Origin of the sequence: Halomicrobium urmianum (assembly GCF_020217425.1) — an archaeon.
GTDB classification, from domain to species: Archaea; Halobacteriota; Halobacteria; order Halobacteriales; family Haloarculaceae; genus Halomicrobium; species Halomicrobium urmianum.
This window is the reverse complement of record NZ_CP084090.1, coordinates 2,045,672-2,068,656: the sequence shown is the minus strand read 5'-3', so window position 1 is coordinate 2,068,656 and position 22,985 is coordinate 2,045,672. Positions and strand designations below refer to the sequence as shown.

The 22,985-nt window shown below is 68.9% G+C and carries 29 protein-coding genes; 19 read left to right on the top strand and 10 right to left on the bottom strand.

The window, feature by feature from the left end; genetic code table 11:
* Positions 1 to 75 precede the first annotated feature (75 nt).
* Complete coding sequence (locus LCY71_RS10295; RefSeq protein WP_225333062.1) at positions 76 to 339, bottom strand: HalOD1 output domain-containing protein; 264 nt, start codon at positions 337 to 339, stop codon at positions 76 to 78.
* 92 nt (positions 340 to 431) lie between these two features.
* Between LCY71_RS10295 and LCY71_RS10290 the strand changes: the two genes are divergently transcribed.
* Both LCY71_RS10290 and LCY71_RS10285 read left to right on the top strand, forming a co-directional pair.
* Positions 432 to 575, top strand: a complete 144-nt coding sequence (locus tag LCY71_RS10290; RefSeq protein WP_225333061.1) for a hypothetical protein — start codon at positions 432 to 434, stop codon at positions 573 to 575.
* 186 nt (positions 576 to 761) lie between these two features.
* On the top strand, positions 762 to 1,397 hold the full coding sequence (locus tag LCY71_RS10285; RefSeq protein ID WP_225333060.1) for an IS6 family transposase: 636 nt from the start codon (positions 762 to 764) through the stop codon (positions 1,395 to 1,397).
* Between the two features lie 46 nt (positions 1,398 to 1,443).
* Here the strand turns inward: LCY71_RS10285 and LCY71_RS10280 are convergent, their stop codons facing one another.
* Positions 1,444 to 1,905 (bottom strand): deoxyuridine 5'-triphosphate nucleotidohydrolase, encoded by a 462-nt coding sequence (locus tag LCY71_RS10280; RefSeq protein WP_225333059.1) that lies wholly within the window; start codon positions 1,903 to 1,905, stop codon positions 1,444 to 1,446.
* Positions 1,906 to 2,082: 177 nt separating this feature from the next.
* Between LCY71_RS10280 and LCY71_RS10275 the strand changes: the two genes are divergently transcribed.
* From LCY71_RS10275 to LCY71_RS10200, 16 genes are all read left to right on the top strand, one after another.
* Positions 2,083 to 4,059 carry an aconitate hydratase gene (locus LCY71_RS10275; protein WP_225333058.1) on the top strand — a complete coding sequence of 659 codons (1,977 nt, stop codon included), beginning with the start codon at positions 2,083 to 2,085 and terminating at the stop codon, positions 4,057 to 4,059.
* A gap of 156 nt (positions 4,060 to 4,215) precedes the next feature.
* The gene (locus LCY71_RS10270) at positions 4,216 to 5,457 is read left to right on the top strand and encodes a GNAT family N-acetyltransferase (RefSeq protein WP_225333057.1); all 1,242 of its coding nucleotides are present in this window, start codon (positions 4,216 to 4,218) and stop codon (positions 5,455 to 5,457) included.
* A gap of 57 nt (positions 5,458 to 5,514) precedes the next feature.
* Positions 5,515 to 5,985 (top strand): ribosomal protein S18-alanine N-acetyltransferase, encoded by a 471-nt coding sequence (rimI, locus tag LCY71_RS10265; protein ID WP_225333056.1) that lies wholly within the window; start codon positions 5,515 to 5,517, stop codon positions 5,983 to 5,985.
* 99 nt (positions 5,986 to 6,084) lie between these two features.
* Positions 6,085 to 6,594 (top strand): DUF5810 domain-containing protein, encoded by a 510-nt coding sequence (locus tag LCY71_RS10260; RefSeq protein WP_225333055.1) that lies wholly within the window; start codon positions 6,085 to 6,087, stop codon positions 6,592 to 6,594.
* A gap of 24 nt (positions 6,595 to 6,618) precedes the next feature.
* On the top strand, positions 6,619 to 7,032 hold the full coding sequence (locus LCY71_RS10255) for a DUF5809 family protein (RefSeq protein ID WP_225333054.1): 414 nt from the start codon (positions 6,619 to 6,621) through the stop codon (positions 7,030 to 7,032).
* A gap of 69 nt (positions 7,033 to 7,101) precedes the next feature.
* A complete protein-coding gene (locus LCY71_RS10250; RefSeq protein ID WP_225333053.1) occupies positions 7,102 to 7,497 on the top strand; it encodes a hypothetical protein in 396 nt (131 codons plus the stop codon).
* Position 7,498: 1 nt separating this feature from the next.
* Positions 7,499 to 8,044, top strand: coding sequence for an NUDIX hydrolase (locus LCY71_RS10245; protein WP_225333052.1), 546 nt, complete (start codon positions 7,499 to 7,501; stop codon positions 8,042 to 8,044).
* The gene (locus LCY71_RS10240) at positions 8,041 to 8,610 is read left to right on the top strand and encodes an NUDIX hydrolase (RefSeq protein WP_225333051.1); all 570 of its coding nucleotides are present in this window, start codon (positions 8,041 to 8,043) and stop codon (positions 8,608 to 8,610) included. Before LCY71_RS10245 ends, LCY71_RS10240 begins: the two co-directional genes overlap by 4 nt.
* A 53-nt stretch (positions 8,611 to 8,663) precedes the next feature.
* The gene (locus LCY71_RS10235; protein ID WP_225333050.1) at positions 8,664 to 9,044 is read left to right on the top strand and encodes a rhodanese-like domain-containing protein; all 381 of its coding nucleotides are present in this window, start codon (positions 8,664 to 8,666) and stop codon (positions 9,042 to 9,044) included.
* 162 nt (positions 9,045 to 9,206) lie between these two features.
* Positions 9,207 to 9,785 carry an Lrp/AsnC family transcriptional regulator gene (locus LCY71_RS10230; RefSeq protein WP_225333049.1) on the top strand — a complete coding sequence of 193 codons (579 nt, stop codon included), beginning with the start codon at positions 9,207 to 9,209 and terminating at the stop codon, positions 9,783 to 9,785.
* A gap of 151 nt (positions 9,786 to 9,936) precedes the next feature.
* Positions 9,937 to 10,197 carry a DdfA family disk-determining factor gene (gene ddfA, locus LCY71_RS10225; RefSeq protein WP_225333048.1) on the top strand — a complete coding sequence of 87 codons (261 nt, stop codon included), beginning with the start codon at positions 9,937 to 9,939 and terminating at the stop codon, positions 10,195 to 10,197.
* A gap of 53 nt (positions 10,198 to 10,250) precedes the next feature.
* A complete protein-coding gene (locus tag LCY71_RS10220; protein WP_225333047.1) occupies positions 10,251 to 10,898 on the top strand; it encodes a helix-turn-helix domain-containing protein in 648 nt (215 codons plus the stop codon).
* A gap of 83 nt (positions 10,899 to 10,981) precedes the next feature.
* The gene (locus tag LCY71_RS10215) at positions 10,982 to 11,320 is read left to right on the top strand and encodes a DUF7344 domain-containing protein (RefSeq protein WP_225333046.1); all 339 of its coding nucleotides are present in this window, start codon (positions 10,982 to 10,984) and stop codon (positions 11,318 to 11,320) included.
* Between the two features lie 36 nt (positions 11,321 to 11,356).
* The gene (locus tag LCY71_RS10210; protein ID WP_225333045.1) at positions 11,357 to 11,821 is read left to right on the top strand and encodes a response regulator; all 465 of its coding nucleotides are present in this window, start codon (positions 11,357 to 11,359) and stop codon (positions 11,819 to 11,821) included.
* A 476-nt stretch (positions 11,822 to 12,297) separates the two neighbouring features.
* Positions 12,298 to 13,476: a tubulin/FtsZ family protein gene (locus LCY71_RS10205; RefSeq protein ID WP_225333044.1), complete on the top strand. Its 1,179-nt coding sequence runs from the start codon at positions 12,298 to 12,300 to the stop codon at positions 13,474 to 13,476.
* A gap of 79 nt (positions 13,477 to 13,555) precedes the next feature.
* Complete coding sequence (locus LCY71_RS10200) at positions 13,556 to 13,951, top strand: pyridoxamine 5'-phosphate oxidase family protein (protein ID WP_225333043.1); 396 nt, start codon at positions 13,556 to 13,558, stop codon at positions 13,949 to 13,951.
* 30 nt (positions 13,952 to 13,981) lie between these two features.
* Here the strand turns inward: LCY71_RS10200 and trpB are convergent, their stop codons facing one another.
* From trpB to LCY71_RS10165, 7 genes are all read right to left on the bottom strand, one after another.
* Positions 13,982 to 15,136 carry a tryptophan synthase subunit beta gene (trpB, locus tag LCY71_RS10195; RefSeq protein WP_225333042.1) on the bottom strand — a complete coding sequence of 385 codons (1,155 nt, stop codon included), beginning with the start codon at positions 15,134 to 15,136 and terminating at the stop codon, positions 13,982 to 13,984.
* A gap of 54 nt (positions 15,137 to 15,190) precedes the next feature.
* Positions 15,191 to 15,946, bottom strand: coding sequence for an MBL fold metallo-hydrolase (locus LCY71_RS10190; protein WP_225333041.1), 756 nt, complete (start codon positions 15,944 to 15,946; stop codon positions 15,191 to 15,193).
* A gap of 234 nt (positions 15,947 to 16,180) precedes the next feature.
* Positions 16,181 to 16,474 (bottom strand): stress response translation initiation inhibitor YciH, encoded by a 294-nt coding sequence (gene yciH / locus LCY71_RS10185; RefSeq protein WP_225333040.1) that lies wholly within the window; start codon positions 16,472 to 16,474, stop codon positions 16,181 to 16,183.
* A gap of 186 nt (positions 16,475 to 16,660) precedes the next feature.
* Positions 16,661 to 18,862 carry a transglutaminase TgpA family protein gene (locus tag LCY71_RS10180; protein ID WP_225333039.1) on the bottom strand — a complete coding sequence of 734 codons (2,202 nt, stop codon included), beginning with the start codon at positions 18,860 to 18,862 and terminating at the stop codon, positions 16,661 to 16,663.
* Entirely contained in the window at positions 18,859 to 19,839 is a 981-nt protein-coding gene (locus LCY71_RS10175) for a DUF58 domain-containing protein (RefSeq protein WP_225333038.1), read from the bottom strand. The genes LCY71_RS10180 and LCY71_RS10175 overlap by 4 nt, the downstream gene beginning before the upstream one ends.
* A gap of 1 nt (position 19,840) precedes the next feature.
* Positions 19,841 to 20,800, bottom strand: coding sequence for an AAA family ATPase (locus tag LCY71_RS10170; protein ID WP_225333037.1), 960 nt, complete (start codon positions 20,798 to 20,800; stop codon positions 19,841 to 19,843).
* Positions 20,801 to 20,988: 188 nt separating this feature from the next.
* Complete coding sequence (locus LCY71_RS10165; protein WP_225333036.1) at positions 20,989 to 21,267, bottom strand: DUF7573 domain-containing protein; 279 nt, start codon at positions 21,265 to 21,267, stop codon at positions 20,989 to 20,991.
* Positions 21,268 to 21,816: 549 nt separating this feature from the next.
* On the opposite strand from LCY71_RS10165, the gene LCY71_RS10160 reads away from it, so the two are divergent.
* Complete coding sequence (locus LCY71_RS10160) at positions 21,817 to 22,038, top strand: DUF8024 family protein (RefSeq protein WP_225333035.1); 222 nt, start codon at positions 21,817 to 21,819, stop codon at positions 22,036 to 22,038.
* Here the strand turns inward: LCY71_RS10160 and LCY71_RS10155 are convergent.
* Positions 21,992 to 22,972: a 5,10-methylenetetrahydromethanopterin reductase gene (locus tag LCY71_RS10155; RefSeq protein WP_225333034.1), complete on the bottom strand. Its 981-nt coding sequence runs from the start codon at positions 22,970 to 22,972 to the stop codon at positions 21,992 to 21,994. The genes LCY71_RS10160 and LCY71_RS10155 overlap by 47 nt on opposite strands.
* Positions 22,973 to 22,985: the final 13 nt, after the last annotated feature.

The window sequence follows — 22,985 nt, the reverse complement described above, 5'->3', positions numbered from 1 at the left end:
GCGCGCCCGTCAAAGGTGATGCGGTCGGGGCAGAGCGGCGACGCTATCGGGCAGACGGGAGGGGTCTCCCACCGCTCACGCCACGGAGACGTCGCCCTCGCGGGTGAGCGTCACCTCGTGCCCCTCCACGGGGAAGGTGACGGACTCGCGGTCACCGTCGGCGACGACCGCCGCGACCTCGTCGAGGTCGGCGTAGGCGTCGATGGCGTCGAGGTCACCCCGTTCCAGATCGGTCGACGCCGCGACGGCGTCGACCACCACCTCGTCGACGGGCCGGGGCGTGACCCACTCGTCCCCGTCGTCGCCGTCGAGTACGTAGATACCGTGATTGAAACTCATACGCTCTCCCGTTTGCCGGCGACCGCCGTAAGTACCGATGGGTCGTTTCAGAGGCTGAAAAGACCGCGGCGTACTGCCGGCCGGCGCCCGCGATGCAGCTGGCCGGCGCTGCGGCGAACGCGGACGCGGCTACAGCCGACGTACAGATGGACCGCCCCGGCCGGCAGGGCGGCGAGACCGCCGGCTACGGGGCGGGAAAGTGGGCCGGGCGCGAGCAGCGCGCCGCGGCCCGGTGACCAGACTGACGAATCCGGGCTAGCGTGCCGTCCGCGCTCGCTCAGACGGGAACTGCCCTGGGTGGCATCACCTCCGAAGTGATGCACAGTGTGGTAGGACACAACAAACCTTAGGTCTTTTGCCTGTGCTGACGGCGGTGTTCAGATAAGCTTGAAAGGTGAGGCGGATGGGGTTTTTAGTGCTCTATGCCAAAAACCGACCGCCTCAACGGTTGTTTGGACCAGATCGAGTTAGAGTTTGTGGAGCGAGAAGCGACACCGCGACTACTGATGAAGCTCAGTATTCAGCTGCATCTGGCTGGACTCTCGCTTTCGAATACTGTCTCGTTTCTTGAGGTATTCGGTGTCCAACGCGCTCGGTCAACCGTTCACAACTGGGTTCACAAAGCCGATCTACAGCCCCAGGATGGGCGAGAACCGGATCACGTCGCGGTCGACGAAACCGTGATCCAACTCGATGACGAGCACTACTGGCTGTACGCTGCCGTCGATCCAGACACGAACGAATTACTCCATACACAGCTTGAACCGACGAAAACAAACGTTCTCGCTCGTGCGTTCTTCACCGAGCTCCGCGAGAAACACGATGTCGACGACGCCGTCTTTCTCGTCGATGGTGCGACACCGCTGAAAGACGCCTGCCAGCGACACGGCCTCGATTTCAGATATGAACGCCATGGAAATCGAAACAGTGTCGAACGTGTCTTTCGAGAAATAAAACGACGGACATCTTCGTTCTCAAACTGCTTCAGCAACGCCGAAGCGGACATAGCCGACGACTGGCTCAAATCGTTCAGCTTCGCATGGAATCAGCTAATCTGAACACTACCGTGCTGACTGGGTGACGGGACGGCGTGAGCGGGAACGCTCAGAGGTTCTCGCCCTGATACGTCCCGTCGTAGGTGTCCTCGTGGCCGGCCTCGGCGAGGACGAACTGCGCGATGCGTGCGCCCGGTTCGAGTTCGATCGGGTGGTGGACTTGCAGCAGGCCCTCGCCGCGGCCCTCGTAGCCGGCGTCCCAGACCGCCGTGTTCAGCATGCAGGAGTTGCGCATGAGCGACGAGCGCGGGAGGACGAAGCCGACGTGGCCTTCGGGCACGGCGACCCGCTCGCCGTACTCGACGACGTAGCCGCCGGGCTCCAGGCCGTAAGCGTCGCCGTCCGACGACAGCTCTCGCCGGTCGCCGACGGTCTTGTCGCTCCGCTCGATCCGGCCCGGTTCGACCTGTTCGTAGACGGTCTCCAGCGTGAGGTCGACGCCGTTGGGCTGGACCTGCTCGCTGCGCAACTCGCCCAGTCGCTCCGCGACGAACGCACCGCTTCGGAACATACCCGCGCTCGGAACGGGGCCACCATAGGCGTTACCACCCGCATCGAGAACCACCATAGCTACCACCCGTACCGGGACGGTCGCAGAGACCCGCGCCGGAACGGACGCAAGTCCTGCACGAACAACGTTTGCGAATACGCGGGATTTATACCCGGCGACCGTCCACGTACGTACGTTATGGGACAGACGCTCACGGAGAAAATTCTCGACGATCACCTCGTCGAGGGCGAGCTCACGCCCGGTGAGGAAATCGGGATCGAGATCGACCAGGTCCTGACGCAGGACACGACGGGTACGCTGGTGTGGCTGCAGTTCGAGGCGCTGGACCTCGACGAGGTCCAGACGGAACTGGCCGCCCAGTACTGCGACCACCAGACCTATCAGTTCGACTTCAAGAACACGGACGACCACCGGTTCCTCCGCTCCGCCGCCGGCAAGTTCGGCGCGCACTTCTCGCGGCCGGGTAACGGCATCTGCCACAACGTCCACAAGGAGAACTTCGCGGCGCCGGGCAAGACGATGCTCGGATCCGACTCCCACACGCCGACCCCCGGCGGGCTCGGCGAACTGGCCATCGGCGCCGGCGGCCTCGACGTCGCCGTCGCGATGGGCGGGGGCGCCTACTACATCGAGATGCCCGAGGTCGTCAACGTCCGCCTCGAGGGCGAACTGCCCGAGTGGGCCACCGCGAAGGATGTCATCCTCGAGCTCCTCCGGCGGCTCTCCGTCAAGGGCGGCGTCGGCAAGGTGCTGGAGTACACCGGCCCCGGCGTCGAGAACCTGACCGTGCCCGAGCGGACGACGATCACCAACATGGGCACGGAGCTCGGTGCCACCACCTCGATCTTCCCGACGGACGAGCAGACCGAGGACTACCTCTCGCGGCTCGGCCGCGAGGACGAGTACGTCGAGCTCTCGCCCGACGAGGACGCCGAGTACGCCGACCAGATCACGGTCGACCTCTCGGAGCTCGAGCCGCTCATCGCCGAGCCGTCGATGCCCGACAACGTCGTGCCCGTCAGCGAGGTCGCCGGCACCGACGTCGAGCAGGTCATCATCGGCTCCTGTACGAACGGCGCCTACGAGGACATCCTGCCCGCCGCGAAGATGCTGGAGGGCCGGAACACGGCGAAGACGACCGAGATGATCGTCGCGCCCGGCTCCAAGCAGGCCTCCGAGATGCTGGCCCGCGACGGCTGGACGGCCGAGCTGATGGCCGCCGGCGTCAACTTCTCGGAGGCGACCTGCGGGGCCTGCATCGGCATCGGCCACGTGCCCGCCTCCGACTCCGTCTCGCTGCGGACGTTCAACCGCAACTTCGAGGGTCGCTCCGGCATCGAGGACGACAACGTCTACCTCTGCTCGCCCGAGGTCGCGACCGCCGCGGCCATCAAGGGCGAGATCGTCGACCCGCGCGACCTGGCCGACGAGCTGGGCGACCTCGAGGACCCCGGCTTCGAGCTGCCCGACCAGTACATCGGCAGCTCCACCTCGGACCTCATCGCGCCCGACGAGGCCGTCGACGACGAGCTCATCAAGGGCCCGAACATCGGCGAGGTCCCGCTGAAGGACCCGCTGGGAGCGGACATCGAGGGTGAGGCCCTCCTGAAGATGGAGGACAACATCACCACCGACCACATCATCCCGGCGACGGCGGACATCCTCAAGTTCCGCTCGAACATCGACAAGCTCTCGGACTTCACGCTGTCGCGGATCGACGACACCTTCGCCGACCGCGCCCGCGACGCCGACGGCGGCCTGCTGGTCGCCGGCGAGAACTACGGTCAGGGCTCCTCGCGCGAGCACGCGGCCCTGTGCCCGATGTACCTCGGCATCGAGGCCGTCCTCGCCCAGAGCTTCGCCCGCATCCACAAGGCGAACCTCTTCAACTTCGGCATCGTGCCCCTGGAGATCGACGAGGAGACCTACGAGAAGATCGACGAGGGCGACGACGTCGAGATCGTCACCGACGTCGCCGACGCGGTCGCCTCCGGCCAGGAGGAGTTCACCATCCGCGTGAACGACGACTGGGAGGCTACCGCCACCCTCGACGCCTCCGAGCGCGAGCGCCGCATCCTCGCGGACGGCGGCAAGCTCTCGCACACGAAGAAGCAGGCCGAAGACGGCAGCGGCGCCGCGCCCGCCGACGACTGATCGGACGCCGTAGTCGGTCACCCGTCCGACCGGCAACTGATTCGCTCCATTTTTCGAGCGCTGTCCGCCCGATAGCCGCGGCTACCCGATCGGGCACCGTGCCAGTGAGCCACACACGGGAGCAACCTTCAAGCGCCCGGCACCGGTCACCCCTGCATGGCCACCTTTCGCCGGCTCGAGGGCGACGAGGTCGTCCAGCAGGCCACCGCCATCGATCACGCCTTCGGCTCCGGCGCGGGACCGCCGTCCTACGACGGGCCCGAGGACGTCAGGGATCGGATCGCCGAGCGATGGGGCCTGTTCGAGGACGGAGCGCTGGTCTCGACCTGCGCCCTGTACGACCTGCGCGCGACGCTGGCCGGGGAGCGGCGTCCCGTGGGCGGCTTCGCAGCGTTCGCGACGCCGCCGGAACACCGGGCAGCGGACCACGGCGAACGGCTCCAGCGCGAGGCGCTTCGGGTCTTCCGCGACCGGGGTTACCCGTACGCTGCCCTCTGGCCGAACTCGATCCCCTACTACCGCCGCTCCGGCTGGGGGCTGGTCCACGCGGAGACCGAGTACCGCTTCCCCGCGGACGCGCTGCCGAGCGCGAACGCCGAGGGCGCCTTCGAGCGGCTGACGCCCGACGACTACGAGCGGCTGCTTCCGGCCCACGAGGAGTGGGCAGCGGGATACGAACTCGCACTCGACCGGTCGGCACGGTGGTGGCGCGAGCGGACGCTCGACGACGACTGGATCTACTGCTGGACGCCGACAGACTCGCGTTGCTCGTCTGTCGAGCCCGGCCTCACGCAGTTGGGCCGGACGCCCGCCGACGCCGAGGTGCCGGCGGGGTACGTCGTGTTCAGGCTCCCCGGCGAGAGCGAGGACGGCAGCGGCGCGACGATGGTCGTCGACGAACTGGTCTACCGGACGGAGGAAGCGCGCCGGCAGCTCCTGGAACTGGTGCGCCGGCACGCGCCGCAGGTCGACAAGGTGCGCTGGTCCGCCCCGGAGGAGACCCGGCTGGTCCACGACGCCGTCGATCCGAAGGCGGTCACCGCGACGGTCGAGCCGGGTGCGATGGGCCGGATCGTCGATCTGGAGGCCGCCATCGAGTGCCTCCCCGCGGAGCGGACTCCCGAGCGTCCCGTGACGGTCGACGTCGACGACCCGCTGCTGCCCGCCAACGACGCGACGATACGGATCGAACCGGGTCCCGACGGACCGACCTGCGAGCCGACGGACGCAGAGCCCGACGTCGAACTGGGCGTCGGCCTGCTCTCGAAGCTGTACGTCGGGACGCTCGCGCCGTCGACGGCGGCCGACCGGGGCCTGCTGGCGGCTACCGACGACGCCGTCGCCGACCTCGACGCGCTCTTTCCCGAGCGGCCGGTGTACCTCACCGACTTCTTCTGACCGCCGCCGACCGGCGCAGGCGTCATTCCTTTGTGGACCGCCGCCGAACTGCCGGTAGTGACGACCGTCCCACCAGCCGACGACGCCGTCTCGGTCCGGCAGGCGACGCCGGGCGACCTGCTGCGGGTCCACCGGATCGAGCAGGTCGCCTTCCCCCAGCCCTGGCCGATGCCGGCGTTCGAGAACTACCTGGAGGAACCGGGCTTCCTGGTGGCCGAGGGCGACAGCGGCGTCGTCGGCTACGTCGTCGCCGACGCGATCCCCAACCACGGCACGCCGCTGGGCCACGTCAAGGACATCGCCGTGGCCCCGGACCGCCGGGGCGAGGGCATCGGTCGGAGCCTGCTCGACAGCGCGCTGGAGACGCTTCGCGAGGGCGGTGCCGGCTCGGTCAAACTCGAAGTGCGCGCCTCCAACGACGTCGCCATCTCGCTGTACCGCGAGTTCGACTTCGAGCACCAGCGGACCATCCCCAACTACTACGGCAACGGCGAGGACGCCCTCGTGATGGTCCGCGGGCTGGACTAGGAACTGCGGTTGGTGTTACGAGGAATATGCAGTGTTCGCTGTAGCGGTAGGTCGCCCGAAGCCGTGAGCGATATCCGTCCGTGGCCCCACGCGTCGACCATGGGCTACGCCTGTCCCGTCTGCGAGGACCCGCAGGCCGACGCGGAGCACCTGGCGAACCACCTCGCGTTCACGGCGATGACCGGCGGTGGCGACCACGAGGAGTGGCTCGACGAGCGCGTCCCGGAGTGGGGCGGGATGGGCGAGTCGGAGCTGGCCGACGCCGTCGTCGAGTACGCCGAGGAGGAGGAGTTCCCGCAGGTGTTCGAGGAGAGCGGGGTTCGCGACCACGACCACGGCGGCGATCACCAGCACGGCCACGACCACCAGCACGGCCACGGCGGCGCGGGCGGTATCGACGAGGCCGCGGCGCGGGCCCGCGGGGGCGGCGAGATCGACGACGAGGCGCAGGCAATCCTCCGCGAGGCCCAGCGGCTGACGGAGGAGATGCGCGAGGCGGCTGCGGACGCCGACGACGCCGAGGGCCGGGACGGCGACGGAGCGGCCGACGGCGAGGCGGCCGACGACGGCGAAGCGGCCGACGGCCGCGGGGAAGGCGAAACGGAGTAGTGGCCGACGGGCGAACGCCGGGGCATGCACACCGAGGGGACGTTCTCGCCGGAGACGGCCGACGAGGCCAGCGAGCGCTACGAGGCGCTCGGCTCGACGGCCCAGCTGGTCGTCAAGGAAATCGCGAAGGCCATGGAGTTCGACGCCGAGGAGTACGAGGAGCGCGTGACGAGCGGGGTCGTCGAGACGGCCCGCGACGCGCTGTTCGCCGACCGGCTCGAAGTCACCGTCGGCACGCGGGCGGAGTACGAGGAGTGGCGCGACGGCGCCGACCACGAGGTGATCGAGGTGGGATCGGACAACGTCGAGAACGTTGTCTGGCACGCGCCGCCGTTCGCCGACGCCGCCGTCGCGGCCACGTTCCAGAACGAGGAGCGCGCGGCGGTGGACACGCTCCGACGGCAGGCGTTCGGCCGGCTCTACCGCGACGTCGTCTGAGACGGACGTCCGTCTGAGCGGCCAGCCGGGTTCCGAACGGCCTATGGGCGCCGGCCCTGACCGTGTGGTATGCGCCCCGTCACGCGGAACCTGATTCTGGGCATCCTGGCGGTGCTGGTCCTGTTGATCGCGCTGGGCGCGCTGCCGTCGCTGCTGGGCAGCGGCGACCCCTACTACCTGACCGCGACGCCGTCGAACGCCACGCACGCCGCCGTCGACGCCGGGACCCTCTCCGAGCGCCAGTACCCCTACGCCACCGCCGCGCTGGCCAACGCCTCCGACGGCGAGGCGGGCCGGTCGGCGCCCTACCGAACCGGCTACGTCGGGATCAAGGAGGCGTTCACGCACTCCCCGTTCGACGAACTGGCGTCGCTGCGAGGGCGGAACCCGGCGGCGGCCGAGGGCGACGCGGTGTACCTCAGCGACAACGGCACGCTTTACCGCGTCGCAGTCGCACGCCCCTAGCGTGAGCGACCGCGAGTCAACCCACGAGTGGCCCGTCCGCGAGCGCGCGGCCGAGTACGAGACCGGCTGGTACACCGGCGGGTACGACCGCGTCGAGCAACCGGACGGCTCCGAGAAGCAGTACTACTGGGCCGAACTGCCCGACGCCGTCGTCGTGGTGGCTCGGACCGGCGACGAACTCGTCTTCGTCGACCAGTACCGCCCGACCATCCGCGAGCAGTGCCTGGAACTGCCCGCGGGCATCGTCGAGGACGGCGAGTCCTACACCGAGGCGGCCCGCCGCGAGCTGCGCGAGGAGACCGGCTTCGACCCCGCCGGCGTCTCCCTGCTGGAGGAGTTCTGGTGTTCCACTGGCGTCCTCCGCCACAGGCGGGGCATCGCCTTCGCCGAGGGACTGGAACCCGTCGAGCGGGACCTCGACGACAACGAGTTCCTCTCGGTGCGGACCGTCCCCGTCGAGGACGCGCTGGACGTCGCCCGGCGCGAACCCGCCAACGACGCTACCATCGAGGGGATCCTGCTGGCGAGGGAGGACGGCCTCCTGTGACTCCGCCGGCCGCTCCCTGGAGCGATGACGTCGGGGACTCCGAGTGGCTCGTCCACGACGCCGTCGTCGCCTGGGAGACGCCCTTCTTCGAGGCCGGCTACGACGTCGTCGAGCGGCCGAACGGGAATCGGGCGAACTACTTCTGGCTCGAACCGTCAGACGCCGTCATCGTGCTCGCCGTCGACGACGGCGAGGTCGTCGCGGTCGAGCAGTACTGCCCGCGCCACCGGATGCGCGAGATCGGACTGCCCGCCGGCGGGGTCGACGAGGGCGAGGACCCCGCGGCCGCCGCCCGCCGCGAACTGCGCGAGGAGACGGGCTACCGCGCCGGGACGGTGACCCACGTCGAGTCGTACGTCCCGTCGGGGTGGGTCCGCTACCGCCGGCACGTCTACGTCGCCGAGGACCTCACGCCGGGCGACCCCGACCTCAACGAGGGCGAGTGGATCGAGACCGACACGGTCCCCGCCGACGAGGTGATCGACGTCGTCCGCGGCCGCGACGGCCCCGTCAACGGCGGCGCACTGACGCCCCTGCTGCTGGCAAGGGAGGAGGGGCTGCTGTAGCCGTCCGTCGCGTTCCGTGAGGGCTTTCAGCCTCGGTCGCCCAGTGGACGCCGATGGACGGCGAGATCGGCACCGAGGAACTCAGGGAGCGCCTGGACGACGAGGAGACGCGCGTGGTCGACATCCGCCCGCCGCGGGCCTACCGGCAGGGCCACGTCCCGGGCAGCGAGAACGTCCCGCTCGGACAACTGGTGCAGGACGTCGAGCGGTTCGCCGGCGACGAGGACGTCGTGACGCTCTGTCCCCACGGGAAGTCGAGCGTCAAGGCCGCGCGGCTGATCGCCGCCTACGAGGGGTTCGAGGGCGAGGTCGTCAGCTACGAACCCGGCCTCAGCGAGTGGGACGGACCGATCGAGGCGGGCGCAGACGAGGCGGAAGAGGACGGTGTCAGGGCGGACGGTGCGGTAGACGAGGGCCCCGAGTCGCCGTTCTGAGCGAGTCCCAGCGGCAGAGCGCAGTGCGCGGCCTCGTCGTTCGGCGGAACGACGATCGAGGGGGCTGGAACGCCGAAGGATACGCGCGCTGGCCGTGATTCCGGCGCTCACCTCCGGAAGCGAGGGTTGTTGGTCGTGGAGGGCGTACCTGTCCCTGTTCCGATGGTCGACCTCGATCCGACTGATCAGGGCATCCTGTATCTGCTCCAGCAAGACGCTCGCAACAACACGACGGCGGGGATCGGTGAGAGGGTGGGCGTCTCGTCGACTACCGTCGGGAACCGCATCAACAAGCTCGAAGAGAAAGATATCATCACTGCCTATCAACCGATCCTCAACTACGAGAAGGCCGGACTCGACCATCACATGCTCGTCACCGCAACGGCCCCGATGGACAGTCGCAGCCAACTCGCCGAGGACGCACTCGAAGTTCACGGGGTCGTCGCTGTCCGAGAGCTGTTGACCCATCACCGGAACCTCGAGCTCGAAATAGCGACGTCCACGCGGCAGGAACTCGAAGAGTCGATCGAGGCGTTAGCGGAGCTGGGGCTCGATCTCGTGCGCAACGAACTGCTCAAACGGGAGCTCCACAAGCCCGCCGACAATTTCGGGAGGACGTTGTCGACGACTATAGTAGAAATTGAAACTATTTACACATCGAAGGGCGCTCCGGGGGCCCTTCGAGTGCGTCAGTGCGTTCAATGTCTACAGCCGGAGCAGGCCGAGTGCCTCGGGGCTTGACCCCGAGGCGGTTCACGATAGCTGAGTCGCTCCCTTGCGTTTTCCACGATAGTTGCCCCGCGACCTGTGTCCAGACAGCGCCATTTAAACCCCATCCTGTAATTAACAACTACCAAACAAGTTTATCTGCCATCGTCCCCTGGGACCGACAATGGGAACAACAGCAGCGCGCAGATCGCTCAGTCGCTCTGTCGTCGACCGAGTCGCCGAAGCCGAGAACAGCGATCCGCTGGACCTGGACCCGCTGTACGAAGCGATCGATCCCGACGCCCTGGACGCGCTACAGTCGCAGACAGACGACGGTCGACAGTCCGATTGTCGAATCGCGTTCGCCTACCACGGACACACGGTGATCGCTGACAGCAGCGGGACGGTCACGCTCGCCGACGAGGCGACACCGAGCGCCCCGTAACTGGTACGAGAGAGGCCGGAACACTCATCCCTCTCTCTGGGCTATCCGCCGCAATGAGTATCATCGCGGATTTTACCATTCCAGCGGATGCGTTTGCGCTCGCGCATTCGCTCGAAGCAGTCCCCTCGATAACTGCCAATTTCGACCGTCTCGTCGCCCACAGTAGCAACTGGATCATGCCGTTCCTCTGGGTTACTGGCGAAGAGGACGAGCTCGCGCAGTTCGAGGAGGCAGTAGCGGACGACTCGTCGGTCACTGAATTCGAAGTGACGGACTCGTTCCCCGACGCCTGCCTGTACAAGATGACGTGGGACCGCGACGTGACCCACACCGTGGACCTCGTACTCGATCACGAAGGGACGATTCTCGAAGCTGTCGGCAGCGGCGACAGGTGGCAGCTGAAAGTCCGGTTCGCCGACCGTGAACAGCTCGGGCTCTTCCACGCCCACTTCAAGACCAGCGGGACCGTGCACGTGGAGCGACTCCTCTCCCCCGCCGGGCCCCACAGTGGCGAGTTCAACGTGACGGCGAAACAGCGCGACGCGCTCGTCGCCGCCTACAACGCCGGGTATTACGAGAAACCACGGGAGACGACTGCGACGGAACTGGCCGAACGGTTCGACCTCTCTCAACAGGCCTTCTCCGAACGACTGAACCGGGGCGTTTCCGAGCTCATCGAAAACACGCTCCTGTCGGGATAATCCAAAGTCGAACGTTTAAATCACCTGTCTATCTCACATAGCGGCTTATCTGTGAGAGTAGTCTATCACTGCCGAGAACGCGAATGGACGATCCCACTCCCGACACCCGCCAGCAGGACATGTTATTTGAGGTCCGGACTGACTCTCGCCGCCGTCGCCTGATCGGACTTCTCGGAGAGTACGAGCGGACCGATCGGGCGTTCCTCGATGCCCTGAGCGCCCGGCTCGCCGAACACGACGCTGAAGTGAACGTCCCAGCCGAGGAGATCGCCGTCGAACTCCACCACTGTCATCTTCCCAAACTCGACGAAGCGGGGCTCGTCAGGTACGAGCCGAGCACGAAGATGATCGAGTTCACTGGCCGCTCCGAGGACGGCGACGGATCCGCGAGGAATCTCGACGTCTCCCTCGGAAATGACTGACCCGTCCGACTTCGCGGAGCGGAGGTCGCGAGGGCCGTGACGCCCTCGAAGCGTTCCGAACCCGACGCCGTAGAGATCCTGTTGATCGAGGCGAACCACGGCGACGTGCGACTCGTCAGAGAACTGTTCGCCGAAGCGGGTGTCACGAACGAGATTAACGTCGTCTACGACGGTGAGACGGCCCTCGACTACGTTCGTCAGCGCGGTGAGTACACGAACGCTCCGGCCCCGGACGTCGTCCTTCTGGATCTCGAGCTTCCCGGGCGGAAGAGCGAGGACGTCCTGGCCACGTTGAACGACAGGCCGGAACTGGCGTCGGTGCCGGTCCTCGGAATGACGGGGTCGACCGCGGAGGCCGACATCGCACAGTCGTCTGGCAGCGACGTCGACGTCTCCATCCAGAAACCGCTCGAACCTGCCGAGTTCGTCGACGTCGTCCGGGGGATGAGCGGATTCGGAGTCACGATCGTCCGGAAGGGGTCTCCGGAAATCGCGAACTGAGTGGAACGAAGCGGTCTGCGACAGGCTGCTGTCGGCGGCCACTACGGTCGATCCACAGAGCCACCGGACTCGGACGTCAGTTCCACGCCCCGCTTCGCAACGACGGGGGCGAGAGCGTCGCTACTGATCGGTTTCGAGAGTTGGTGGCTCAGTTGAAAGGCATCGTCACAAGGGGCTCAGCGGGGGTAACGTGTCGTCATCGCCACCGGGCGTCGCTACGCGTCCGTCTCTGAAAAACGGGTCGTTTCTGCCGCCCCGTCCCGGCTTCCGGAGCTGCGGTGTGCGCCGTCCGTCCGCACGCCGCGCGTCACGCGCCCGTCAGACGACTGCTGATCGTCTGGTATATAACTGATTAGAGTGAAGTATAGACTACATAACAATGCCGTAGACGTGTGGATCAAGAGGTGCGCGGGGTAGGCGGTGGGACGACGCTCCCAGGGAACTGAGGCGGTCGGACGCCCCGCGTCCATCCAACCATGAAACTCGCACTCATCGGGTTCGGTCAGGCAGGCGGCAAGATCGTCGACAAGTTCCTCGAGTACGAGCAGCGCACCGGCCAGGACGTCGTCCGGTGTCCGATCGCGGTCAACTCCGCGACGGTCGACCTGCAGGGGCTAGAGCGAGTCCCGGAGGAGAACCGGGTCCTCATCGGGCAGTCGCGCGTGAAGGGCCACGGCGTCGGCGCCGACAACGAGCTGGGCGCCGAGGTCGCCGAGGCCGACCTCGACGAGATACAGGCGGCGATCGACCGCGTCCCGGTCCACGAAGTGGACGCGTTCCTCGTCGTCGCCGGGCTGGGCGGCGGGACCGGCAGCGGCGGCGCGCCCGTCCTCGCCAAGCACCTCGAGCACGTCTACGAGGAGCCCGTGTTCGGACTGGGCGTGCTGCCCGCGGCCGACGAGGGCGGCATCTACACGCTCAACGCCGCGCGCTCGTTTCGGACGTTCGTCCGCGAGGTGGACAACCTGCTCGTGTTCGACAACGACGCCTGGCGGTCGGCAGGCGAGTCGATGGCCGAGGGGTACGACGCGATCAACGAGGAGATCGTCACGCGCTTCGGCGTCCTCTTCGGCGCCGGCGAGGCCGAGACCGGCGACGAGGTCGCCGAGAGCGTCGTTGACTCCTCGGAGATCATCAACACGCTCGACGGCGGCGGCATCTCGACGGTGGGATACGCCAGCGAGCCAGTCGAGCGGTCGGACCACGACGGCTTCCTGTCGCGACTGGCCGGCGGGAGCGGCGGGTCGGACTGCGACGCCGTCGACACGACCAACCGCATCACGTCGCTGGTCCGCAAGGCCGCGCTGGGGCGGCTGACGCTGCCCTGCGACGTCGACGGCGCCGAGAAGACGCTCCTGGTCGCCGGCGGTCCGCCCGAACACCTCGACCGCAAGGGCATCGAGCGCGGCCGCAAGTGGCTCGAGGAGGAGACCGGCTCCATGGAGGTCCGGGGCGGCGACTACCCGCTGCCCGGGTCCGACTCCGTCGCCGGCGTCGTCCTCTTCTCCGGCGTCCACCAGGTCCCCCGGGTCAAGGAGCTCCAGAAGGTCGCCATCGAGGCCCAGGACAACATCGAGGAGATCAGGACCGAGAGCGAGGACAACCTCCAGAGCCTCGTCCACGAGGGCGCAGAGGAGATCGCGCCGCTGTACTGACTCGCTGACCCCGCTGTTACGTCCCCCGTCCGGTCACCTCGGAGACAGGTTAAGCATCCCAGAGCCCGTAGCGGGTCCCGTGACCACGGACGTCCCCGACGAGGCCGAGGAACTGCTCACGAGCGAACGCCTCATCGCCCACCTCGGGACCTGTCGCGACGGGAAGCCTCACGTCGCCCCGCTGTGGTACCGCTACGAGGACGGCGTCGTCGAGCTCGCGATCACGGGCCGCAAGCTGGCCAACATCCGCGAGAACCCGCGCGTCGCGCTTTCGGTCCAGAAGGACGAGGACGGCCGCGCGCGGTGGGGCGCGTCGATCCGCGGGACGGCGACGGTGATCGACGACGAGGACGAGGCCGAAGCGGTCCTGCGGCGGATCAACCGCAAGTACGGCGCCGGCGACGACGCCTGGTCGGAGAACACCCCCGTCCGGATCGACGTGGGCTCGGTCGACTACTGGACCTACGACGAGTAGCCGTCCACGCCCCAGTCGGAAGCCCGCCCGTCAGGACAGGTCGAACAGCTCGGCGGCCCGGGCCACGTCCTTGTCGCCGCGGCCGCTGAGGTTGACGAGGATCTCGTCGTGCTCGCCCGACTCGGCCAGATCCGCCGCCAGCGCGACGGCGTGGCTGGACTCCAGCGCCGGGATGATCCCCTCCGCCTCGCTCAGTTCGCGGAACGCGGCCAGCGCCTCGTCGTCGGTGATCCCGCGGTACTCCGCCCGGCCGACCTCCCGGAACATGGCGTGTTCGGGGCCGGCGCCGGGGTAGTCGAGTCCCGCCGAGACGGAGTGGACCTCCACGTCGTCGTCGATGACGCGGGTCTTCATCCCGTGGAGGGTCCCCGTCTGCCCGGCGGAGAGCGGCGCGGCGTGGCGGTTCGAGTCCGTCCCCTCGCCGCCGCCCTCGGCGCCGTAGAACGCCACGTCGTCGTCCCTGAAGGCGTGGAACAGGCCCATGGCGTTACTGCCGCCGCCGACGGCCGCGACCGCCGCGTCCGGGAGCCCGCCCGTCCGCTCGCGGAACTGCTCTTTCGCTTCCCGACCGATGACCGCCTGGAAGTCCCGGACCATCCGCGGGAAGGGGTCGGGGCCGACCACGGAGCCCACCAGGTAGTGGGTGTCGTCGACGTTCGCGGCGAAGTCCTCCAGGGCGGCGTCGACGGCGTCGGCCAGCCCCTCGTCGCCGCGGGTGACCTCGTTGACCTCGGCGCCCAGCAGGCGCATCCTGAAGACGTTCATCTCCTGGCGCTCGACGTCTTTCGTCCCCATGTAGATCTCGGTGTCCAGGTCCAGCAGGGCGCCCGCCATCGCCGTCGCGACGCCGTGCTGGCCGGCGCCCGTCTCGGCGATGAGCCGGTCGCGGCCCGACTGCTTCGCGAGCAGCGCCTGCCCGAGCGTGTTGTTGATCTTGTGTGCGCCGCCGTGGAGCAGGTCCTCGCGCTTGAGGTAGATCTTGGCCCCGTAGCGCTCGCTGAGCGTCTCCGCGTGGAACAGCGGCGTCGGCCGCCCCGCGAAGTCCTCCAGCAGCGCCCGCAGTTCGGCCTGGAACTCGTCGGTGCCGGCGACCTCGTCGTAGGCCGCCGCTAGCTGTTCGAGCGGTTCCACTAGCGCTTCCGGAACGTGTCGCCCGCCGTAGTCCTCGAACTCTCCGTCGGACATGTCCCCGAGTCGGCGGCGCTGCGGTATAAACGGTCCGGGCGACAGACGAGCGGCTCAGTTCTCGTCCAGCACGACCGGCACGCCTGCAGCGGCGACTGCGGCGGCGAACGCACGGGAGTCGGCGGCCAGCGTCGAGAACGTGTCGTAGTGGACGGGCAGCACGAGGTCGGGGTCGATCCGCACGGCGAGCCCGGCCGCCTCGCAGCGGTCCATGGTGAACCGCTGACCGATCGGCGGGCAGAACAGGGAGACGTCCATCGACCCCATCGTCCGGTGGCCCGGGAGGACGTCCGTGTCGCCCGGCCAGAAGGCTCGCGTCCCCTCGACGTCGACGACGAACCCGCAGCCGAACCCCTCCGGGTGGTACGGAGTCCCGTCCGGTCGGGTGTGGGGTCCGTCGGGCTCGTTGTACGCCGGCGTGGTCCAGATGTCGACGTCGCCGACGGTCAGCGTGTCCTTCGCCCCCACGCGCTCGACGTCGTGGGGCAGGTCGGCCAGCGGCGGCAGACCGCGCTTCTCGGCCTCGTCGTCGATTCCCTCGAAGGCGACGACGGTGGCGTCGTCGCTCGCGACGCGCTCGATGCCGTCGGGGTCGTAGTGGTGGACGTGGCTGACGCACACCACGTCGCCGTCCTCGGCCCGGTAGTCCCGCGACGGCGGGTGGGCGAGGTCGTCGGAGTCGGGTTCCCACTCGCCCGTCAGCAGGCCGTAGCGCCCGGGATCCGTGTAGACGACGCTCTCCTCGCCGGCCAGCCTGATCGTGGCGTAGCCCAGCCACTCGACGGCCAGACCGTCGTGTCGAACGGTCATTGCCACCGGTACGAACGGGAGGAGCAATAAGGGGGCCGCTTCAGGCCGCGGCGCGCGGGACCGCGACCGTCGGCGGGGAGTCGCGGCGCGCGGTCGCGTCGCTCGTCCGTCGGTTCGGACGCGTCGGAACCGCGTTCGATCGGGTCAGAGCAGCGCTGGCGCGCGACGCGACTCTGGTACGCCGAATCGAGAGAGCGGGGCCGCGATATCGAAGCGGAGAGAGTCAGGTAACAGTCACGCGACGTTGAAACCCTTGTCGCGGAGGAAGTCCTCGACGCGACCGGTGTGGTTGCCCTGGAGCTCGATCTGGTCGTCCTCGACCGTCCCACCGCAGGCGAACTTGGACTTGAGATCGGACGACAGGCTGTCCATATCGACGTCGTTGGGGTCGAACCCCTCGATTATCGTTACCTCCTTCCCGTAGCGACGCTCGTCGATGCGGATGTTGATCTCCTGGGACTCCTTGGCGACGTCCTCGCAGACGCAGAGCTCCTCAGGCAGGCCGCACGTCGAGCAGACCTCAGACATAGTTCACCGTGCGCACTCGGCTGGTGGTTGACTGGCTGTGGCTGAGGTCGTGGGGCGTACTCGCCTTGGTCAGCGAGTAGACTTCCGACATTACAGGTCGGCTTACGAAATCTACCTATTAAACACTTACTGGTATACGCACGCGACGCGCCACAGGGCGGGCGAGGTGGCCGACCGTGGGGTCGACTACCGCACGAGTTCGTTCACCAGGCGAACCGCCTCGTCGGCGTCCGCCGGGTCGGCCTCCCCGGCGTACCGGCAGCGCTCGCGGATCGCCGCGACGCGGCGCGCTCGCTCGTCGGCGTCGACGGCGTCCAGATACTCGTCGACGGTCTCGGTGGCCAGCCGCGAGCGGTAGTGGTCGCGCTCGAGGTGGTAGACGAGCCGCTGGAAGGCCCGCTCGACGTCCCGTGCCGGGTCGTCCGTCCGGGGCTGGTAGCGCAGCCAGGCCGCGCGGTACGTCTTCTCGACGACGCCGCTGCGGCGCAGACCGACGGCCAGCCCCACCAGCGCGACGGCGGCCAGCGCGAACTCCTGGCGCGTCGGCGACGGGAACGCGCCGCCGCCGTCGCCACTGCCGCCGTCGGGTCCTCCGGGGTCGCTCGCCACGCCGTCCTGATCGAGGTCGGCGGTGATGATCCCGCCGGGCGGCGTCGAGGGGTCGACGTCCCGTCCCGATGCGGGGCTGGTCTGATCCCCGTCGTCGACCGGCGTCTGGCCCGACGACGACCCGTCGTCCGTCGGCGTCCACTGCTCGGTCACCTGCTGGGATCCCCCGGTGTCGACGTTCGACTCGTTGGACGCGCGGGCCGCATCGAGGCGCTCCTGGCGGGCCGCCTCGCGGGGTCCGCTCGGCGTGGGATCGAAGCGGACCCAGCCGTACTCGGGGAAGTAGGCCTCGACCCAGGCGTGGGCGTTCAGCCCGCGGACCACCCAGCGGTCCTCCTCGACGCGCTGGCCCGAGGTGTAGCCGACGACGAACCGCGCCGGGATGTCCTGGCTGCGCAGCATCGTCGTCATCGTCGTGGCGTAGTAGGTGCAGTAACCGGCGTCCATCTCGAAGAGGAACCCGTCGGCGACGTCGCCGTTCGGCCGCTGGACGGAAAGCGAGTAGTCCCGGTTGTTCCGCAGCCACTGTTCGATCGTCAGGGCCGTCTCGTAGGGGTTGTCGGCGTTCCGGGTGAGCCGCTCGGTGCGGACGCCCACGCGGTCGGGCGTGCTCTCGGGGAGCTGGGTGTACCGCTCCTGAATCCCCTCGGGATAGTCGGTACCGGCCTCGCGGAGCTGCGCCGGCGACGGGTCCGGGACGGCGCTGCGGACGCGATAGACCTCGCCGCTGCCGACCGTCTCGCCCGTCGCGAGGCTCCCGTCCTCGGCGACGCGGGCGCCATTCAGCCCCTCGACCTGGATCGGCTTCCAGGCCGACGGCGCGACGCCCAGTTCGGTCTCGGGCCGGACGGTCTGGTCGACGCGCCGCGTCGGGCCGGGCGGCGGATCGAGGGTCCCCTCGTAGGGGTCGGTGCCGCCGGTCCGGACCCAGTCCTGGCCGGTGTAGCGGTCGTAACTTGCCACGCGCCAGTAGCGCCCCTCGTCGGCCTCGACCGTGAACCGCACCTCCGGCGAGAGCGTGATCGGGCCCTGCACGGAGATGTCGTCGTCGGCGGTCACGAGGCTCGCCTCCAGCGACGCGTCCGGTCCGATCTCGCCGGCCACCTGGACGTCCGCCGCGGTCGTCGGCACCACCGACACCAGCGAGGGGACGACGATCATCGCCGCCGCGACGACGGCGATGGTCTCGGCGCTGACGACCGGTTCGCCCCGGCGGTCGAAGTCGCCGAGGCCGATGGCCACCGCGCCGGCGACCACGCCCGACAGCGTCGTCACCACGTCCGCGTCGCCGGTCAGCACGAAGAAGCCCAGCGTCGCACCGGCGACGGTGACGGCGACCGCGTACCGCCGCCGGACGGCGAAGTACCAGGTCACGACCACGGGACCGGGCGTGACCCCGAGCACCCACGCCCGGATGTTCGCGATCTGCAGCAGCGACCGGCCGGACAGCAGCCCGAGCGTATCGCTCAGCAGGACGCCCCAGAGCACGGGCCCGCTCAGCCGGGAGAGGTACCACCAGATGCCGGCCGCGAGGAGCGCGGCGCCGACGGCGACGGCGACCGCCGGCCGGACGGTCCGCGCGAGGACGGTCGCGAGGACGAACGACAGCGCCAACAGGACGAGGAACTGCGACGGCACTCCGGTCACGTCGATGAAGTGGTACATGACCTGCAGGGCGGTACCGAGCATCGCCGCCACGGCCAGCAGCGCCAGCGCGCGTACCCAGTCGATGTCCGGACGCCGGCGGCTCCCCGAGCCATCGCGAACGCCGGCGCTCACGCCTCCACCTCCGCGACCAGCGGATTGTCGCGCGTCGCTGTCAGGTCGGCCAGATCGCGCTCGCGCCCGCCGACGGCCACCCTCGTCCCGTCGGCGTCGGCGTGGACGCGGACGTCGGCCTCGTTCCAGGCGTCCTCCGGGACGTCACCCCCGGTCGTCTGCGCGAGCAACTCCAGCGCGTACTGGCGGTGGGTATCGCCGAACCCCTGGGCCAGTTCGCCGTCGGGCAGGGTCAGTTCGAAGGCCAGGCCGGCCCGGACGGCGCCGACGACGAGCGTCGCGGCCGCGGTGGCCATCTCGTCGGCACAGTTGTCCTCACTGCGGGCAGCGACGCTGATCGCCTCTTCGTCGGCCGGGTCGGTGTACTCCGTCACGAGCAGGTCGTCGTTCTTGGCGCTGGCCTTCCAGGCGACGTCGCGCAGCGAGTCCCCCGGAACGTACTCCCGCAGGCGGTCGAACTCGGTGCGCTCGTCGCTCTCCGGACCCAGCGTCCGGCGGAACACGCCCGCCTCGGCCAGCGAGTGGACCCGCGGGAAGACCAGCGCCTCGTCGTGCTCGTAGACCTCGTACTCGGTCTCGACTAGGCCGAGCACGTCGCGGACGGCCACCGTCGCCGGACCGATCCGGTGGACCCCGCGTCGCTCGTAAGTCACCTCGTAGCTGACGGTCGCCGGGAGGGACCGCTCGGCCCGGACGCCGCCGGAGAGCCCCTCGCCAACGCGGTCCTCGACGGCCGCGACGCCGCCGCCGTCGACGCGCAGTTCCACGGTGCGGGACTCCCCGGGAAACCCGTGCCGTGGCTCGGAGCGCTCGACGCTCGGCTCCCCGACCCGATGCACCTGGACGGCCCCGGCCGCGACGGCGACCAGCAGCGGCGCCGCCACGGCGTTCAGCGCTCGCGGGCCCGACAGCCAGGCGTTCAGGACGGCGAGGGCGACGACGGCGAGGGCGGCGTATCCGCGGCGAGTGGGTCGCATCTCACTCGACGGGCACCGTCTCGAGGGCTCGACCGACGACGTCGGCCCCCGTCTCCTCCGCGCTGTCGGTCCTGATCCGGTGTGGCATCACGACGCGCGCCTCCGTGCGCACGTCCTCTGGGACGACGTAGTCACGGCGGTCCAGCACGGCCCGCCCCTGGGACGCCCGCAGGAGGGCGATGCTCCCGCGCGGGCTCACCCCGTACTGGGCGTTCTCGCGGGTGAACCGCGCCAGCCGCGTCGCGTACTCGCGCACAGGCTCCTCGACGGTCACGTCGGCGGCCGTCTCGCGGGCCCGGCGGAACTCCTCCTGCGTCGTCACCGGCGAGAGGTCGTCGATCGGGTGTCGTCCGACGACCCGATCGAGCAGCTCCGTCTCCTCGGCGGCGTCGGGATACCCGAGCCGGAGCTTCTTCGTGAACCGGTCCAGTTCGGCCATGGGGAGGTCGTAGGTCCGGTTCCCATCGACGGTGTTCTGCGTCGCGATGACGGTAAAGGGCGTCGGCACCTCGCGCGTCTCGCCGTCGACGGTGACCTGCCCCTCCTCCATCGCTTCCAGCAGCGCCGACTGCGTCTTCGGCGGCGCGCGGTTGATCTCGTCGCCCAGCACGACGTTGCCGAAGATGGGGCCGCGCTGGAACTCGAAGCGCTCGGTCTCCTGATTGTAGACGTTGACCCCGGTCACGTCGGTCGGTAGCAGGTCCGGCGTGAACTGGATACGGGAGAACTTGCCGTCGAAGGAGGCCGCCACCGCCCGCGCGAGCATTGTCTTCCCCACGCCGGGGACGTCCTCCAGCAGGACGTGCCCGCGACCGAGCATCGCCGTCACGATGTGCTCGATCTCCTCGCGGTGACCGACGATCACCTCCTCGACGTTCTCGATCACCTCCGTCGCGACCCGGTTGGCGTCCCCGACCGTGGTCTCGACCTGCGTCCCTCGTGTGGTGTCCGTATCTGTCATGGTTTCCGACGCTTCGCGCCAGCGGCGGGGGCACCCCTCCCCCGGGGGCGACCCACGGCGGCGCGTACTCCTGTCGTGCGGCCGTCTATGGGTCGAACACTTGTAACTCTGCTGGGGGAATCAGTGCGTCCGTACGGCCGTGCGGTCCCGGCAGAGCGGTCACGACCGCGTCGACGATTCGCCGCTGTTCACCACTCCTTGCACTCGCCGCAGACCAGCCCCGCCTCGCCGCGCCACCGCCGCTCGGCGCCCACCCCGCAGGCCTCGCAGACGCCGTCCGGCGACCACGCGAAGGTCGTCTCCGCCGGCTCGACGTCGTCCGTCGCGGTCGTCTCGTCGGTCCCCGTCCCGTCGCCGTCCGTGGCGCCGTCGCTCTCGTCGGCCGCCTCGCCGTCGCTCACCGGCTCGTCGCCGCTCTCGCCGTCGTCGCCCGCCGCGAAGTCGGTCAGCGATGCGTCCTCCGACATACCTCTCGCTGTGCGCTCGCGGGCCTTAGGTTCCCCGCCACCGTCGCGTGTAGCCTAGCAACTGGATAGGACGAGAACCAGAAAGCCCCCGACCTGCTCCGGTCCCGCGGCTCGCTGCGGTCCTCACTGTGTTGTCGTTCGAAAGACGCCTCCGGCGTCTTTCGTGATCACGAGACTCTCTCGAACGACGGTGCTTGCTTCGCCGGGGTTCCCGGAGCGGGTCGGCCCCTTTCAGTCCCACCTTTCGGCTGATTGACCAGCCGACACGGGTGGGACTGAAAGGGGCGGCCTGTTCGACGACGGCGGCCGACGCAAGCACTGCAGCGAACGGAGTGAGCGAAGCGCACAGCGAGGTCGTTCGAAAGATGCCAGAGGCATCTTTCGTGATGACGAGAGACGGGAGAGCCGTCTCTCGAACCACCCCCGAGTCGAACAGGCCGGGGCTTTCTGGTTGTTCCCAATCATAACGGACCTGTCCCCACAGAAGGTACACACCGTTCCTAGAAGCGGACCGGGAGAGCCAAGTGGCGGGTGTGCCAACGGTCCCCCATGCAATCGCTGCTGAGTGAGCTGATCGACAGCATCGTCAGTATGCCGGGCGAGTTCCTGGAGGTCATGACGGTCGACCCCCTCTCGGCACTTCTGGTCGTAATGGGTGGACTGCTGATCGGCGCCTCGATCGCGGTGATGGGCTATCTGACGCTGGGCGCGGCCGTCGACCTGATCACGCCCGACGTCGGGAGTCGCGGGCAGCCGCGAGCAGATCGATAGCCCGCTCCGGGTCGGGGCCGAGCGGCGAGGCGTAGACGACGCTGTCGGCGTGTTCGAGCAGTTCGTCGGTCCGCTCGGCGACGGTCTCCGGCGTGCCGGCGGCGCAGAAGGCGTCGATCATCGCCTCTGAGACGCGCTCGTCGGCCGCCCGGAAGTCGCCGGCAGCGATGGCCTCGCCCACGTTCTCCGCCCGTTCGGGATCGAGGTCGTGGCGCTGCAGGACCGGCTCCGGAGCGCCGGCGGCGATGAAGGCGACGGGGCGGCGTGCCGCCTCGCGGGCGCGCTCCTCGTCCTCGGCGACCGAGACGCTGGCGTAGGCGGCCAGGTCGAACTCGCCGCGCTCGTCGGGCCGGTCTTCCGCTCCCTCCGCCGCGCGCTCGGCGGCCCACGCGAGGTCCCGCGGGTGGGCGCCGTTGTACATGGCGCCGTCGGCGTGCTTGGCGGCCATCCGCGTCATGTGCGGGCCCTGCGCGCCGACGTAGACCGGGACGTCGCCGACGTCGTAGTTGAGGCCGGCGCCGCGGGCGGTGAAGGTGCCGTCGTGGTCGACGCGCTCGCCGTCCCAGAGCCGCTGGGCCACTTTGAACGTCTCCAGGACGCGCCGGAGCGGACGGTCCCGGTCGACGCCGAGGTTCGAGAGCGTCGAGCCGTCGCCGGGACCGATCCCGAAGAGGGCGCGCCCGTCGCTGACCTCGGACAGCGTCGCCGTCCGCGAGGCCAGCGTCACGGGGTGGGTCTCGTAGGGGTTGGCGACGCCCGTGCCTACCCGGATCTCCTCCGTGGCGCGGGCCATGGCAGTCAATGCCATGAACTGGTCGCGGTTGTTGTAGTGGTGGCTGGCCACGACGGCGTCGAAGTCGGCCTCCTCCGCCGCGACGGCCAGCTCGGTCAGTTCCTCGATCGGATGCTCGGGGGTGATCTCGATTGCGTACATCGCTCGTGGTCGG

Bases quoted from the DNA above. Each gene is read 5' to 3' on its own strand.
- LCY71_RS10295 (WP_225333062.1), bottom strand. From the start codon at position 339: ATGAGTTTCAATCACGGTATCTACGTACTCGACGGCGACGACGGGGAC.
- LCY71_RS10290 (WP_225333061.1), top strand. From the start codon at position 432: ATGCAGCTGGCCGGCGCTGCGGCGAACGCGGACGCGGCTACAGCCGAC.
- LCY71_RS10285 (WP_225333060.1), top strand. From the start codon at position 762: ATGCCAAAAACCGACCGCCTCAACGGTTGTTTGGACCAGATCGAGTTA.
- LCY71_RS10280 (WP_225333059.1), bottom strand. From the start codon at position 1,905: ATGTTCCGAAGCGGTGCGTTCGTCGCGGAGCGACTGGGCGAGTTGCGC.
- LCY71_RS10275 (WP_225333058.1), top strand. From the start codon at position 2,083: ATGGGACAGACGCTCACGGAGAAAATTCTCGACGATCACCTCGTCGAG.
- LCY71_RS10270 (WP_225333057.1), top strand. From the start codon at position 4,216: ATGGCCACCTTTCGCCGGCTCGAGGGCGACGAGGTCGTCCAGCAGGCC.
- LCY71_RS10260 (WP_225333055.1), top strand. From the start codon at position 6,085: ATGGGCTACGCCTGTCCCGTCTGCGAGGACCCGCAGGCCGACGCGGAG.
- LCY71_RS10255 (WP_225333054.1), top strand. From the start codon at position 6,619: ATGCACACCGAGGGGACGTTCTCGCCGGAGACGGCCGACGAGGCCAGC.
- LCY71_RS10250 (WP_225333053.1), top strand. From the start codon at position 7,102: ATGCGCCCCGTCACGCGGAACCTGATTCTGGGCATCCTGGCGGTGCTG.
- LCY71_RS10235 (WP_225333050.1), top strand. From the start codon at position 8,664: ATGGACGGCGAGATCGGCACCGAGGAACTCAGGGAGCGCCTGGACGAC.
- LCY71_RS10230 (WP_225333049.1), top strand. From the start codon at position 9,207: ATGGTCGACCTCGATCCGACTGATCAGGGCATCCTGTATCTGCTCCAG.
- ddfA (WP_225333048.1), top strand. From the start codon at position 9,937: ATGGGAACAACAGCAGCGCGCAGATCGCTCAGTCGCTCTGTCGTCGAC.
- LCY71_RS10220 (WP_225333047.1), top strand. From the start codon at position 10,251: ATGAGTATCATCGCGGATTTTACCATTCCAGCGGATGCGTTTGCGCTC.
- LCY71_RS10215 (WP_225333046.1), top strand. From the start codon at position 10,982: ATGGACGATCCCACTCCCGACACCCGCCAGCAGGACATGTTATTTGAG.
- LCY71_RS10205 (WP_225333044.1), top strand. From the start codon at position 12,298: ATGAAACTCGCACTCATCGGGTTCGGTCAGGCAGGCGGCAAGATCGTC.
- trpB (WP_225333042.1), bottom strand. From the start codon at position 15,136: ATGTCCGACGGAGAGTTCGAGGACTACGGCGGGCGACACGTTCCGGAA.
- LCY71_RS10190 (WP_225333041.1), bottom strand. From the start codon at position 15,946: ATGACCGTTCGACACGACGGTCTGGCCGTCGAGTGGCTGGGCTACGCC.
- yciH (WP_225333040.1), bottom strand. From the start codon at position 16,474: ATGTCTGAGGTCTGCTCGACGTGCGGCCTGCCTGAGGAGCTCTGCGTC.
- LCY71_RS10175 (WP_225333038.1), bottom strand. From the start codon at position 19,839: ATGCGACCCACTCGCCGCGGATACGCCGCCCTCGCCGTCGTCGCCCTC.
- LCY71_RS10170 (WP_225333037.1), bottom strand. From the start codon at position 20,800: ATGACAGATACGGACACCACACGAGGGACGCAGGTCGAGACCACGGTC.
- LCY71_RS10165 (WP_225333036.1), bottom strand. From the start codon at position 21,267: ATGTCGGAGGACGCATCGCTGACCGACTTCGCGGCGGGCGACGACGGC.
- LCY71_RS10160 (WP_225333035.1), top strand. From the start codon at position 21,817: ATGCAATCGCTGCTGAGTGAGCTGATCGACAGCATCGTCAGTATGCCG.
- LCY71_RS10155 (WP_225333034.1), bottom strand. From the start codon at position 22,972: ATGTACGCAATCGAGATCACCCCCGAGCATCCGATCGAGGAACTGACC.